This is a genomic window from Aliivibrio logei (genome assembly GCF_001691055.1).
Lineage (GTDB): Bacteria > Pseudomonadota > Gammaproteobacteria > Enterobacterales > Vibrionaceae > Aliivibrio > Aliivibrio salmonicida.
The window spans coordinates 40,268-55,082 of the sequence record NZ_MAJU01000011.1; the positions used below are offsets into that span (position 1 = coordinate 40,268).

The window sequence follows — 14,815 nt, forward strand, 5'->3', positions numbered from 1 at the left end:
TTGTACTCTAAATTTCGGTATAAAAAAGAAGTCTCGATTTTACACATTTAGCGGCTAAATAACAGAGTTAGTGACTAAAAAGGCACTTCGTCGCCGTATCAATCTCTTATGATTAATTAATATCAAATATTCTCGTTACAATTGCTTTCATTTCCAGATTAGAAAAGTTCAAATTTTGACCTATATTTACGTCATAAAGTGTCATTTTGTGATGCCTAACTCAAACCTAAATAATGGTTATTTGCTAGGTATTGAATCTGCTAACTATGCCCATATTTCATTAGTAGGTGTTGCTAAGATACGCTTTACTTAGTTGCTATTTCTTTCTATCTTGCTAAGGAAAAAGAATGAAAAAGTTTGCCCGCGCTGCCGTCTTAATGGTTCTCGTCTTTGGACGACCTCAAGTACAAGCAGCCTCTTTAATTGAGTCCATTGAACCTGATTTTCAAGAAGCTAACCAATCAGAATTAGATCGCCATCATGTCCTTCATAGCTTAAATGGCCTACTTTCTATTGAAAGTTGGAACCAGTTTTCACATCAACCTTATTCCGATTTCGACATCTTAAATTCTAAAGCTCATCAAGCTCAACGAGAGTTAGAAAATATTTGTAAAGAAACCGCTCTGATTTCAAATACTCAGCCTCAATTTGCTGGCGTAAAAAGTAGCGAGCGCGCTTTATTAAAAATAGAGCAAGAATTAAACGGGCAGGTAAACAAGCTCACAGACATCGCACGAGCAACCATCGTCGCTGATTCCATTCCTGATCTCGTGACTGCTTATGAATCATTAAATAGAGAAACAACCATACTGAGTGTAACGAATCGTTTTTCAACACCAGCTAAATCAGGGTATCGAGATATAAAACTATTAGTTGAATTGCCAAAAACAAAACTCGTTGCAGAAGTCCAATTGCATTTAAAAGACATCGCGATTGTTAAGAATGGCGCTGAACATAAAATTTACGAAGAAATACAAAATATGGAACGTCTTGTATTTGTCGAGGACAGGAACTTCACTGAATTTGAACAAGCACGCATAACAAAACTGAGAGCATTATCTCAATCTTTATATGCTAACGCTTGGAAATCTTACCTCCCAACACAAGCTCTGGCTTAATCATAAAAAAAGCCTTTTCTGTATTAGAAAAGGCTTACATTTTTTATCACACTGGATAATTAAACTTGATCACGCAATGCATCAATCGTGAGTTTTGCTTGCTGTTTAAAGTGTGCTCTTTCGCTATTATCTACAGGCGAAGCTTGAGGTAAAGGAACTTTCATTGCATTTACCGCTCGCCCATTTTTAATCAGCTCATAATGCAGGTGTGGCCCTGTTGAGCGTCCTGTATTACCACTTAATGCAATTTTATCGCCCATAGATACTTTCTGCCCTTTCTTCACCAAAATCTTACTCAAGTGAAGGTAACGCGTCATGTATTCACGGCCATGCTTAATAATCACATAATTACCCGCTAAAGGATGGTGTAAAGCTCGAACAACCACTCCATCACCCGTCGCATAAACAGAGGTGCCTACAGGAGCAGCAAAGTCTGTCCCATTATGTGGTGAAATACGCCCTGTAATTGGGTGTTTTCGGTATGGGTTAAATGGCGAACTGATTCTAAAACGCTCATGTGTTGGATAACGATCCAATGCTCGGTTTAAACTTCGGCCTTGAACATCATAATAATGACCATCCGTATGTTTCAGTAAGGTAATTTCTCTACTGCCATTTTTGTACAGTACCGCTTCAACCTCACCAGATGACACTGCTTTTCCATCAATAAATTCTTTATTTATCTCAACCGCAAATTTATCACCTTTACGTGCTTCTCTGCCAAAATCAAATTTCCACTGTAATTGCTTAGCCAATGTTTGAATTTGTCCAGGCGTTAATCCTGCTGAACGTGCTGAGTTATAAAAGTTACTCGTCACTCTGCCCGTTAGAAATACCGGTTTAATTTCACCTTTCTCTTCTAACTGCGTAAATGTGTATTTATCACCACTCCACGCGTAAACATCAGTGTCTTTTATATTACGATGAATTTTAAGTTCAGTTAATTTTCCATCATTATCTTGCTGCCATTCAAGATCAGCACCAACTCTCATGTTCGCTGCTGACTTATTCACATCCAATAATGAATACATATCCGCCATTGGTAGCGCATATTGTTTGAATATTTCACCGAGTGTTTCACCGCTTGCCACAGTATGAGAATGCACAGTATCTGCTGCATCTAACTGTTTATCGAGTTCATCTTTAGGTGCATTGAAATTAGGATCATCTTGTTCAAAGATTGTCTCAACAGGTTCACTGTTTTGATCGGCTAATGTTTGAAGATTATCACTTGATAATGACACTTCATTTCGACCTTGAACTGATGAGGAAGTACCTAGACTGTGGGTAGGTTCCCAAATTAAGATAACGCAGGTAAACAGAGATAAAGACAATAAAATAAACTTATGTCTTTTTGATAATGTACCTACTTTAGCCGCGATGGCTTTTTTATATTTTATTGACTTAGACAACGTGATAACTCATTACTGATGGTTGATAGAAATATAAAATAAGCCCCATTTTCATCCGCTTGCTGTATGGCTAAAGGATCAAGTTCCCCTTTATGCACTTCTGTTCCTCTGGTAATTGTAGTCACAATTGCCGGTTCAAACTGAGGTTCAGAAAAAACACATACCGCTTGTTGATTTAAAAGTGATTTTTTTATATTAATCAAAGTTTTTGCACCCGGTTTTCTATCCGGACTCACCGTAAAGTGCCCCAAGTTATTCATTCCAAAATAACGTTCAAAATAACCATATGCGTCATGAAAGACAAAGTAGCCTTTACTCTGCACTGGTTTTAATTGCTTTGAAATAGTCTCCACAGCCTGTGCTAACTTATTTTCAAAGGCTGCAAGATTAGACTTATATTGGTCTTTATTCAATGGATCAATTTTAATCAATTGAACCGTTATCTCTTTTGCGACACCCAAAGCTTCTTTTGGGCCTAACCAAAAATGCGGATCAGTATTGTGATGATGCCCGCTTTCTTCGGCATGATCGTCATGGCCATGTTGATCAAAATGATAAAAATCAACCGAACTAAATTCACTGATCGTGATGACATTTTTTTGGTCCGCTAACACTTTACTTAGGAAAGGTTCTAAATCATTTCCGTACCAAATGATCATATCGGCATTTTTTATTTTTTTAATATCAGAAGGACGTAATGCATAATCATGTGGAGAAGCACTTTGTGGAACCAAGTAAGAGGACTCCGACACGCCATTTGTCAGTTCTTGCACGATTAGGTTAATCGGTTTCACTGATGACAACACGTTCATTGCTTGAGCTTGAGCGCTTAACAATGTACATAAACATAAGGCAATAAATTGATTTTTTTTACTCATTTTCTTCTCTTAAAAAATGTGATGGCGGTTGGATTTCTAAAATGTTACATTATAACACTTACTAATTGCAAACGACTCTTATTTTAAAATGACTACTTTACTCACTTTACAAGATGTCTGCGTTGTCTTTGATGACCGTCATGTTCTCGATAATATTTCATTATCCATCGAATCAAATAAGATCATTACTTTGATTGGTCCCAATGGTGCAGGTAAATCAACGTTAGTGAAAGCTATTCTCGGTTTGCAAAAACCGACCAGTGGTCAGATTAAAAGAGAAAAAAAATTACGCATTGGTTACGTACCTCAAAAAATACATTTAAATGACTCCCTTCCTCTAACAGTACAAGGCTTTTTGAAGTTAGCGGGAAAATACAGCCAACAAGAATACCTTGATGCATTAAAGCTGGTCGAGGCTGAACATTTACTTAACTCAAATATGCATAAATTATCGGGTGGCGAATCTCAGCGGGTATTACTCGCAAGAGCACTGCTACAACGTCCAGACTTACTAGTACTTGATGAACCAGCCCAAGGTGTCGATGTTCAAGGTCAAATCAGTTTGTATGCGCTAATAGAGTCAATTCGTCATCGTTTTAATTGCGCAATATTTATGGTCTCTCATGATTTGCATCTTGTGATGGCGAAAACAGACGAGGTCATTTGTTTGCAGCATCATATTTGTTGTTCTGGTGCGCCAGAGTCGATCTCTAAACACCCTAAATACATTGCATTATTTGGTCAACAACGAGATCAAGAATTGGCCTTCTACCATCATGACCACCACCACAATCATGATCTTTCTGGTGAACCTACCAATGGTTCATGCTGCAGTAAAAATAAAAAGGCATCATCATGATTGAGTTTTTACTTCCTGCTCTTTTAGCAGGATTAGGCATTGCATTACTTGCAGGGCCATTAGGTTCTTTCGTTGTATGGAGAAAAATGGCCTATTTTGGCGATACTCTCGCTCATGCCTCTTTACTTGGGTTATCTCTTGGCTTTTTATTCGACATCAACTTAAATTTAGCGTTGATCGTCTGCTGTATTGCCATCGCATTATTATTAGTTACGCTACAAAAACAACGTTTAGTCGCAACTGATACCTTACTTGGTATTTTAGCGCATAGCTCTCTCTCGCTAGGACTCGTTGCTGTCAGCTTTTTAGATAATGTGCGTGTGGATTTAATGTCTTATTTGTTTGGTGATTTACTTGCCGTTACTTATGACGATTTAATTTATATTTATACCGGCGTTATCATCGTTTTAGGTTTGATATACATTGTATGGCGCCCACTATTGTCATCCACGATCAGTGAAGAATTGGCTCAAGTTGAGGGAGTAAATGTAGAGTTAATGCGTTTAGTCTTAATGCTAATGGTTGGGTTGGTTATTGCGATATCAATGAAGTTTGTTGGTGCATTAATTATTACTTCGTTGCTAATTATTCCTGCTGCTACCGCTCGACGTTTTTCTCGTTCACCAGAACAAATGGTGCTATTCGCATCAATCTTTGGTTGTATTGCCGTTATTGCAGGTCTTGCCCTTTCTTGGCACTACGATACCCCAGCGGGCCCTTCCGTTGTTGTTTCTGGCGCGGCTATCTTTATGTTATCTCAGTTAAAGAAAACGACTCAATAGCAGTCTTAATATAATAAGCTTTAGATAATACCCATAAATAAAAACCCCGAGCTCACAAGAACTCGGGGTTTATTTTTACGGGAATATCAACAGTTGATTACCAACCAGTGATTTCACGCAATCCTTTACCGATATCAGCAAGGCTCTTAACTGTTTTAACACCTGCAGCTTCAAGTGCTGCAAACTTATCTTCAGCAGTACCTTTACCACCAGAGATGATTGCACCAGCATGCCCCATACGCTTACCAGGAGGCGCGGTAACACCTGCAATGTAAGAAACTACAGGTTTAGTTACATTATGCTTAATGAACTCAGCCGCTTCTTCTTCCGCTGTACCACCGATTTCACCAATCATTACAATTGCTTCAGTCTCTGGATCTTCTTGGAATAGCTTTAGGATATCAATGAAGTTTGAACCCGGAATTGGGTCACCACCAATACCAACACACGTTGATTGGCCGAAACCTTCATCCGTTGTTTGCTTCACGGCTTCATAAGTCAATGTACCTGAACGAGAGACAATACCTACTTTACCTTTTTTATGAATGTGACCAGGCATAATACCAATCTTACATTCATCAGGAGTAATTACACCCGGACAGTTAGGACCGATCATCACAACACCTTCAGCATCTAGACGAACTTTAACGTCAAGAAGATCAAGCGTAGGAATACCTTCTGTAATCGTTACGATTAATTTGATGCCCGCATCGATTGCTTCAAGAATCGCATCTTTACAGAAAGGTGCAGGTACATAAATAACAGAAGCGGTTGCGCCAGTTGCTTCAACTGCATCACGAACGGTGTTAAATACAGGAAGACCTAAATGAACTTGACCACCTTTGCCTGGTGATACGCCACCAACCATTTTTGTTCCGTAATCAATTGCTTGCTCTGAATGGAATGTTCCTTGGCCACCAGTGAAACCTTGGCAGATAACTTTTGTATCTTTATTAATTAGTACAGACATTATTTGCCCTCCGCAGCAGCAACAACTTTTTCAGCAGCTTCAGTTAATGAAGTAGCCGCAATGATATTTAGGCCACTTTCAGCCAGTTTTTGTGACCCTAGTGGTGCGTTATTACCTTCAAGACGAACAACAACAGGTACTTTTACACCCACTTCTTCAACCGCACCAATAATGCCATCAGCAATAAGGTCACAGCGAACAATACCACCAAAGATGTTAACCAAAACCGCTTTTACATTGCTGTCTGATAAGATGATCTTAAAGGCTTCTGTTACACGCTCTTTTGTTGCACCGCCGCCAACATCTAGGAAGTTAGCAGGTTGGCCACCGTGTAGATTCACGATATCCATTGTGCCCATAGCAAGGCCTGCACCATTTACCATACAACCAATGCTGCCATCTAGGGCAACGTAGTTTAATTCCCATTGTGCTGCATGTGCTTCGCGCTCATCTTCTTGAGATGGATCATGCATTTCACGCAGTTTTGGTTGACGGTACATAGCATTAGAATCAATGTTAATTTTACCATCTAGACACAGAAGGTTACCTTCTGCCGTTACCACAAGTGGGTTAATTTCAAGTAGCGCTAAATCATACTGAGCAAACATGTTGCCAAGACCTAGAAAGATCTTAACGAATTGCTTAATTTGATCGCCTTCAAGACCAAGTTTAAAGGCTAATTCACGGCCTTGGAAAGCTTGAGGACCAACTAATGGGTCAATAGCCGCTTGATGAATTAACTCTGGAGTTTCTTCAGCAATCTTCTCAATATCCACACCACCTTCAGTCGATGCCATGAACACGATACGACGCGTAGCACGGTCAACAACCGCACCTAGGTATAATTCATTTGCAATATTTGATGCTTCTTCAACCAAGACTTTCGTTACTGGTTGGCCTTTAGCATCCGTTTGGAAAGTCACTAGGTTTTTACCTAGCCACTTTTGAGCGAATTCTTTAACGCCTTCTTTTGTGTCATGCAGCTCAACACCGCCCGCTTTACCGCGACCACCAGCGTGGACTTGACACTTAACCACTTTTTTCGCAGTGCTTATACGTCCAGCCGCTTCAAAAGCTTCTTGAGCCGTATCACAAGCGTAACCTTCGGGTACAGGAAGGCCGTATTCTGCAAAGAGTTGCTTTGCTTGATATTCATGTAGGTTCATTATGTTCTATCCATTTTATGTTATTCCCTTTAATGGGAATTTTTAATGTCCTAAGACGCTCTAAGGCATCTTTCTATTTTTATCCAATAATGAAGTTGAATAAGAGGCTATCGTGAGCATGATAGCCTTTGTTTATTTCTAGATATTTATTACTAAACGTCTAGTAGTAAGCGAGCAGGATCTTCAAGTAACTCTTTAATCGTTACGAGGAAACCTACTGACTCACGACCATCGATTAGACGGTGATCATAAGAGAGTGCAAGATACATCATTGGTAGAATTTCTACCTTTCCGTCAACCGCCATTGGGCGATCTTGGATTTTATGCATACCTAGAATTGCAGCTTGTGGTGGGTTAATAATTGGGGTCGACATAAGCGAACCAAATACACCGCCATTTGTGATAGTAAAGTTACCACCAATCAAGTCTTCAACCGCTAATTTTCCATCACGGCCTTTGATTGCAAGCTCTTTGATGCCTTTTTCAATATCAGCAAAGCCAAGTGCATCACAGTCTTTAAGTACTGGAGTCACTAAACCACGTGGCGTAGATACCGCCATGCTAATATCAAAATAGTTATGATAAATAATATCATCACCATCAATGGATGCGTTCACTTCAGGGTAGCGTTTAAGTGCTTCAGTTACCGCTTTCACATAGAAAGACATGAAACCTAAACGAGTGCCGTGACGCTTTTCAAACTGCTCTTGATACTGCTTACGAAGTTCCATGATTGGTTTCATGTTTACTTCATTAAACGTCGTTAGCATTGCCGTGCTGTTTTTCGCTTCCAATAAACGTCTTGCTACTGTTTTGCGAAGACGAGTCATTGGTACGCGCTTTTGGCTACGATGAGCTAATGGCGCAGCTGGCTCATTAGATACCGTGGCTTTTGCTGATGTTGCTTTTAATGCTGCAACATGTGCATCAACATCTTCACGAGTAATTCGACCACCAACACCGGTGCCTTTTACATCTGATGCTTTAATGTCATGCTCACCAAGTAAACGACGTACCGCAGGGCTTAATGCGTCATTTTTCTCTTCTGCTAACGATGCGGTGTGACGTTTATCAGGAGAAGACTCCGTCTCATTCGTCACATCTTTTGTTGGCTCACCAACAACTGCACCTAGTTTGATTTTAGCAAGCAACTGTTTAGAAAGAACCGTCGCACCTTCATCTTCAAAAATAGCTTCGAGTACACCAGCTTCAGGAGCCGGTACTTCAAGAACCACTTTATCTGTTTCAATATCTACAAGTATTTCATCACGCTCAACTGCATCACCAGGTTGTTTATGCCATGTTGCTACAGTAGCGTCTGCTACAGATTCAGGTAAATCTGGAACCAGAATTTCGATTGTCATATCCGTTTTCCTATACTTTCTAGTTCTTATCTAGGGTCAGAGCGTCTTCAACTAACGCTTTTTGTTGTTTCACGTGCACCGACATATAGCCAACTGCCGGAGAGGCAGACGCTGGACGTCCTGCATAGTGTAATATTGCGCTCGCAGGTAATGCTGAACGGAAGTTATGTTGGCTTGAGTACCAAGCACCTTGGTTTTGTGGCTCTTCTTGACACCAAACATAATCCACTACATTTGTATATTGTGCGATGGCGGCTTCTACGTCTTCTTTAGGGAATGGGTAAAGCTGCTCAATACGAACAATAGCAACATCATTCTGTTCATTAGTACGACGCTGCTCTAAAAGATCAAAATAAACCTTACCAGAACAGAACACGACGCGTTTAACTAACGCAGGATCCAGAGCATCGATTTCAGGGATTGCTGGTTGGAAATTACCTTCAGCAAGATCTTCTAGTGACGATGTACATAGAGGATGACGTAGTAATGATTTTGGTGACATTACGATCAATGGACGACGCATTGGACGAACAACTTGACGGCGCAGCATGTGGTAAACCTGTGCAGGTGTTGATGGAACAACAACTTGCATATTTTGTTCAGCACACATTTGTAAGAAACGCTCAAGTCGTGCAGATGAATGCTCAGGACCTTGACCTTCATAACCGTGAGGTAATAGCATTGTAAGACCGCACATACGACCCCATTTTTGCTCACCAGAAGAGATAAATTGGTCAATAACCACTTGAGCACAGTTAGCAAAATCACCAAATTGTGCTTCCCAAATGGTTAAACCACTTGGTTCTGCCGTTGCATAGCCATATTCAAACGCAAGTACCGCCGCTTCTGAAAGCACGGAATCATGTACTTCAAATGGGCCTTGCTTATCATGAATATTTGCCAACGGAACATACGTACTCGCATCAGATTGATTATGCAGTACAGCATGACGGTGGAAAAAAGTACCACGGCCAGAATCTTGACCAGTAATACGAATTCGCTGACCCGCATCAACAAGAGTTGCATAGGCTAATGTTTCGGCCATACCCCAATCAATTGCTTTTTCACCTGCAACCATAGAAATACGATCATTACACATCTTATTCACGCGACTGTGTAATTTATGACTGTCTGGGTATTGGCAAACACGCTGACCAAGCTCAACTAAACGATTTTTATCGAATTCGTTAGCCCACTCAATATTCCAATCGTGACCAAGAAATGGAGACCAATCTACATTATGCAGTTGCATTGGACGCCACTCTTTAACCACGACTTCACCATGGTCAAGAGCATCACGATATTCATTAATTAATTGAGTTGTTGTTTCTAGCTCAAGATCTTGACGCGCAATCAATGTATCTGCATACAACTTACGAGGCGTTGGATGTTTTTTGATTTTTTGATACATCAATGGCTGAGTTGCATTTGGTTCATCAGCTTCGTTATGACCATGACGGCGATAACAAACTAAATCAATCACAACATCACGTTTGAATTCATTACGATAATCAAGAGCAATACGAGTAACAAAAGCAACCGCTTCAGGATCATCCGCATTCACATGGAAAATCGGTGCCTGAACCATTTTAGCAATATCAGTACAATACTGCGTTGAACGCATATCTTTAGGATTCGATGTTGTAAAACCAACTTGGTTATTAATAACAATACGAATCGTACCACCAACATGGAATGCACGAGCCTGAGACATATTGAATGTTTCAGCCACCACACCTTGACCCGCAATCGCAGAATCACCATGAATAGTAATTGGAATGACTTTGTCACCTGCGGCATCATTCAAACGGTCTTGACGCGCACGAACTGAACCGATGACTACAGGGTTAACAATTTCAAGATGAGAGGGGTTAAACGCTAGGGCTAGGTGAACATTACCGCCTGGCGTAGCAAAATCAGAAGAGAAACCTTGATGATATTTTACATCACCAGTACCCCATGATTCGCCATGTTTACCCGCAAATTCATCGAATAAGTCTTGAGGTTTTTTACCAAGGACGTTGATTAACATATTCAAACGTCCACGGTGAGCCATTCCGATAACGATTTCACGACATCCATTTTCACCACCACGGCGAATAATTTCTTTCACCATCGGAACCATGGCATCGCCACCTTCCAATGAGAATCGTTTGGCGCCAGGGAATTTAGCTCCTAAGTAACGCTCTAGCCCTTCGGCGGCAGTTAGCTCTTCAAGGAAGGTTAACTTTTCTTGAGGCGTAAATGTTGGTTTACCCGCAACAGATTCTAAACGTTGTTGGATCCAACGTTTCTCTTCTGTATTAGTGATATGCATGTATTCTGCACCAACAGAACCACAATAAGTGCCTCGTAGTGCTTCATACAAATCAGAAAGCTTCATTGTCTCTTGCCCAGAAGCAAAAGAACCAACATTAAACGTTTCGGAGAAATCGGCGTCAGTTAGATTATGAAAAGCAGGTTCTAACTCTGCAACATATTCATGTTGTTGTAGCTCTAATGGGTCTAAATTCGCATTTTGGTGACCACGGAAACGGTATGCATTAATTAACTGCAAAACACGTACTTGCTTAGCATCTACATCTGGATCATTAACTTGAGCACTAACTTGCTTTGTTTCTTTCGCAAGACGACGGAAATAATCTCGTACAGGGGAATGGGCTTGTTCTGATACACCAGTATTCTCAACTGGAAGTGTATCAAAAACTTCTCTCCATTCATCGCTAACGATTTCCGGGTCACTGAGATAGAGTTCGTAGAGTTCTTCTACGTACGTTGCATTAGCGCCAGCTAAATGTGAAGACTCAAACCATGCCTTCATCACGCTATTCTGCATTATTTTCCCTTAATCCAGTAGTTTCACGTCTATCCCGGTCTTTTGTGCCGGGCTTATAAACTTCAACTTACTCACCGCTTAATAAGATTCATAAAACCAATGAGTAAGTTGAGGGAGTATGGTTATACCGCTTTCTTCAATAGCATGGTCTTAATATGACCAATCGCTTTTGTCGGATTTAACCCTTTAGGACATACACTTACACAATTCATTATGCCATGGCAACGAAAAACACTGAATGCATCGTCTAAATTAGACAAACGTTCATTTGTTGCGGTATCACGACTATCAATTAACCAACGGTAAGCAGCAAGAAGCCCAGCAGGTCCAATGAACTTATCAGGGTTCCACCAGAATGATGGGCATGATGTCGTACAACATGCGCACATAATACATTCATACAACCCATCTAAGTGTTCACGTTCTTCAGGAGACTGTAGGTTTTCTCTAGAAGGCGGTGTAGCACCATCACTGATTAGGAAAGGTTTCACTTTCTCATAATTTTCATAGAACTGCGCCATATCGACAATTAAATCTCGAACGACAGGTAAGCCTGGTAATGGACGAATAACAAGATCACCTTTACCAATCAACTCTGATAACGGAGTGATACAAGCAAGCCCATTTTTACCATTCATATTTAAGCCATCAGAACCACATACACCTTCACGACATGAACGACGGAATGATATTGTAGGATCTTGCTCTTTTAATAAGATAAGTGCATCTAGCACCATCATATCAGAGCCTTCTTCCACTTCTAACGTATACGCCTTCATATGAGGGGCATTATCTACATCCGGATTATAACGGTAGATTGAAAAATTCAATTTCATCTTTCTGCCCTCTCTTAGTACGTACGTGCTTTAGGTGGAAATGCTTCACGATGGATAGGCTCCATGTTTACACTACGCTTTGTCATTGATTCCGTCTCAGGATTATATACTGAGTGACATAACCAATTTGCATCATCACGTTCAGGAAAATCAAAACGAGCGTGCGCGCCACGGCTTTCTGTACGGTAGTTAGCTGCAACCGCGGTTGCAAATGCCGTTTCCATCAAGTTTTCTAACTCTAAACACTCAATACGCTGCGTGTTAAATTCTGTTGATTTATCGGCAAGATAAGCATTTTTCAAACGCTCACGAATCGCTTTAAGCTCTTCAAGACCTTTAGCCATTGCATCGCCTTCACGGAATACCGAGAAATTATTTTGCATACATTGTTGTAAGTCTTTGCGGATTTGAACTGGGTCTTCACCACCCGTACTGTTCTCCCAACGATTGTAACGATCGAGAGACGCTTCAATATCCGCTTCAGTAGCCGGCTTAGCTTCTGCTTGTTTCTTCAGTGTTTCACCTAAGTGAAGACCAGTTGCACGACCAAACACGACTAAATCAAGCAGTGAATTACCACCTAGGCGGTTTGCACCATGGACCGATACCGACGCAATTTCACCACAAGCAAATAGACCTTGAATTTCTACATCTGCGCCCGCTGGGTCTTGCTTAATAGCTTGACCAGACACTTGTGTTGGTACCCCGCCCATCATGTAATGACAAGTAGGAATCACTGGGATTGGTTCTTTTACTGGATCAACATGAGCAAAGGTACGAGATAGTTCACACACACCAGGTAGGCGAGATTCAAGCGTTTCTTTACCTAAATGATCCAACTTCAGTTTAAGGTGAGGACCCCAAGGACCATCACAACCACGACCTTCGCGAATTTCAACCATCATTGAACGAGCAACAACATCACGACCAGCAAGATCTTTCGCGTTTGGAGCATAACGCTCCATGAAGCGCTCACCGTCTTTATTTAGAAGATAACCACCTTCACCACGACAACCTTCAGTAACAAGAACACCCGCACCGGCAATACCCGTCGGGTGGAATTGCCACATTTCGATGTCTTGCATTGGAACGCCAGCACGAATCGCCATACCAACACCATCACCGGTATTAATGTGCGCATTCGTTGTTGACGCATAAATACGACCAGCGCCACCTGTAGCAAGGATGGTTGCTTTCGATTTAAAGTAACAAATCTCCCCTGTTTCCATGCAAAGCGCGGTACAGCCTAAAATCGCACCGTCTTCATTTTTAACAAGGTCAAGCGCATACCACTCAGAAAAAATGGTCGTTTTGTACTTAATATTTTGTTGGTATAACGTATGAAGCAAGGCGTGCCCAGTACGGTCAGCTGCCGCCGCAGTACGTGCCGCTTGCTCACCACCGAAGTTTTTAGATTGGCCACCGAATGGTCGCTGATAAATCGTACCGTCATCAAAACGAGAAAAAGGCAATCCCATCTTCTCTAATTCGATAACTGATTCAGGGCCATTCTTACACATGTATTCGATTGCATCTTGGTCGCCAATATAATCGGAACCTTTTACGGTATCGTACATATGTTGTTCCCAGTGATCTTCATGCGCATTACCGAGAGCAACGGTAATACCACCTTGAGCAGATACAGTATGAGAACGAGTTGGAAACACTTTTGATAACAAAGCACATGATAAGCCTTGTTCTGAAATTTGTAGTGCAGCTCGCATTCCTGCACCACCAGCGCCGATTACAACAGCGTCAAATTCTCTAACAGCAATACTCACTACACACCCCACACAATAATTAAACCAGAGAAGAAATACCCAAGTAAAACAGCAACCAAACCTAGTTGAAGCAGAGCACGCAACAATACTGGTTTAATATAATCTGTAAGTACTTGCCATAAACCTATCCACGCATGAATGATTATGGAGAGTAAAGCTAGCATGGTGAATACTTTGGTGAACAAACCACCAAAGAAGTTAGTCCATGACATATAGGTTAGCTCTGGGCCAAAAACACAAAAACCAACAATATATAGTGTGTAGAGGGTTAGGATGATCGCACTAGCACGGATCAAGATAAAATCATGAACTCCGCTACGACCAAGGGAAGATACATTAGCTACCATACCAATACTCCTGCTAAAAGAGATAACACTGCTGTAATTACAAACGCAATTTTAGCGCTTTGGCTGGCTGACTCTAACTCTTCAAAATGTCCCATATCCATCAGTAAATGACGAATACCAACAACAATATGATAAGCGAGAGCAGTCAGGATACCCCACATAATGAACGTCACAAAAAAGCCATCGATATGATCAGCGGCTTGTGCAAATCCAATAGGTGAAGAAAGCGATAGGTTTAATAACCAAAGCAATATTCCAACAGAAACAAAAGTAATTACACCACTTACACGGTGCAAAATAGAGGCGATAGCCGTTATTGGAAAACGGATCGTTTGTAGATCTAAGTTGACAGGTCTTGACTTCTTAACTTTCACAAGGGGCTCACTCAGCTCCATTGAGCATTTTATTGTTATAGATACCCCTGATCTATCAAAAGTCAGTTAAATTTAACATTTTCATAACTTTC

Annotated in this window: 13 protein-coding genes; 3 read left to right on the forward strand and 10 right to left on the reverse strand. The window is 40.9% G+C overall.

Translation table 11 applies throughout. The features are described from left to right. Positions 1 to 347: 347 nt before the first annotated feature. A complete protein-coding gene (locus A6E04_RS10715; RefSeq protein ID WP_012549641.1) occupies positions 348 to 1,118 on the forward strand; it encodes a phosphoribosylglycinamide formyltransferase in 771 nt (256 codons plus the stop codon). A 59-nt stretch (positions 1,119 to 1,177) separates the two neighbouring features. Here the strand turns inward: A6E04_RS10715 and mepM are convergent, their stop codons facing one another. Continuing rightward, positions 1,178 to 2,518: a murein DD-endopeptidase MepM gene (mepM, locus tag A6E04_RS10720; RefSeq protein WP_023603597.1), complete on the reverse strand. Its 1,341-nt coding sequence runs from the start codon at positions 2,516 to 2,518 to the stop codon at positions 1,178 to 1,180. Further along, positions 2,515 to 3,408, reverse strand: coding sequence for a zinc ABC transporter substrate-binding protein ZnuA (gene znuA, locus A6E04_RS10725; RefSeq protein ID WP_017022434.1), 894 nt, complete (start codon positions 3,406 to 3,408; stop codon positions 2,515 to 2,517). Before znuA ends, mepM begins: the two co-directional genes overlap by 4 nt. An 88-nt stretch (positions 3,409 to 3,496) precedes the next feature. Here znuA and znuC point away from each other — a divergent pair, with 88 nt between their 5' ends. Both znuC and znuB read left to right on the forward strand, forming a co-directional pair. Further along, positions 3,497 to 4,267, forward strand: a complete 771-nt coding sequence (znuC, locus tag A6E04_RS10730) for a zinc ABC transporter ATP-binding protein ZnuC (protein ID WP_012549638.1) — start codon at positions 3,497 to 3,499, stop codon at positions 4,265 to 4,267. Continuing rightward, a complete protein-coding gene (znuB, locus tag A6E04_RS10735; protein WP_065611331.1) occupies positions 4,264 to 5,049 on the forward strand; it encodes a zinc ABC transporter permease subunit ZnuB in 786 nt (261 codons plus the stop codon). Before znuC ends, znuB begins: the two co-directional genes overlap by 4 nt. A 97-nt stretch (positions 5,050 to 5,146) precedes the next feature. Here znuB and sucD read toward each other — a convergent pair whose 3' ends face one another. The 8 genes from sucD to sdhC all read right to left on the reverse strand — a co-directional run bounded on the left by sucD (position 5,147) and on the right by sdhC (position 14,738). After that, positions 5,147 to 6,019: a succinate--CoA ligase subunit alpha gene (gene sucD, locus A6E04_RS10740; RefSeq protein ID WP_017022432.1), complete on the reverse strand. Its 873-nt coding sequence runs from the start codon at positions 6,017 to 6,019 to the stop codon at positions 5,147 to 5,149. Next, entirely contained in the window at positions 6,019 to 7,185 is a 1,167-nt protein-coding gene (gene sucC / locus A6E04_RS10745; RefSeq protein WP_012549635.1) for an ADP-forming succinate--CoA ligase subunit beta, read from the reverse strand. The genes sucD and sucC overlap by 1 nt, the downstream gene beginning before the upstream one ends. Positions 7,186 to 7,337: 152 nt before the next feature. Then, positions 7,338 to 8,549, reverse strand: a complete 1,212-nt coding sequence (odhB, locus tag A6E04_RS10750; RefSeq protein ID WP_065611333.1) for a 2-oxoglutarate dehydrogenase complex dihydrolipoyllysine-residue succinyltransferase — start codon at positions 8,547 to 8,549, stop codon at positions 7,338 to 7,340. A gap of 19 nt (positions 8,550 to 8,568) precedes the next feature. Beyond that, positions 8,569 to 11,385 carry a 2-oxoglutarate dehydrogenase E1 component gene (gene sucA / locus A6E04_RS10755; protein WP_023603599.1) on the reverse strand — a complete coding sequence of 939 codons (2,817 nt, stop codon included), beginning with the start codon at positions 11,383 to 11,385 and terminating at the stop codon, positions 8,569 to 8,571. Positions 11,386 to 11,507: 122 nt separating this feature from the next. Then, positions 11,508 to 12,221 (reverse strand): succinate dehydrogenase iron-sulfur subunit, encoded by a 714-nt coding sequence (locus tag A6E04_RS10760; RefSeq protein ID WP_012549632.1) that lies wholly within the window; start codon positions 12,219 to 12,221, stop codon positions 11,508 to 11,510. Positions 12,222 to 12,235: 14 nt separating this feature from the next. After that, positions 12,236 to 14,002, reverse strand: a complete 1,767-nt coding sequence (gene sdhA / locus A6E04_RS10765) for a succinate dehydrogenase flavoprotein subunit (RefSeq protein WP_065611335.1) — start codon at positions 14,000 to 14,002, stop codon at positions 12,236 to 12,238. Then, complete coding sequence (gene sdhD / locus A6E04_RS10770; RefSeq protein WP_012549630.1) at positions 14,002 to 14,349, reverse strand: succinate dehydrogenase, hydrophobic membrane anchor protein; 348 nt, start codon at positions 14,347 to 14,349, stop codon at positions 14,002 to 14,004. The genes sdhA and sdhD overlap by 1 nt, the downstream gene beginning before the upstream one ends. Then, entirely contained in the window at positions 14,343 to 14,738 is a 396-nt protein-coding gene (sdhC, locus tag A6E04_RS10775) for a succinate dehydrogenase cytochrome b556 subunit (RefSeq protein ID WP_023603601.1), read from the reverse strand. Before sdhC ends, sdhD begins: the two co-directional genes overlap by 7 nt. Positions 14,739 to 14,815: the final 77 nt, after the last annotated feature.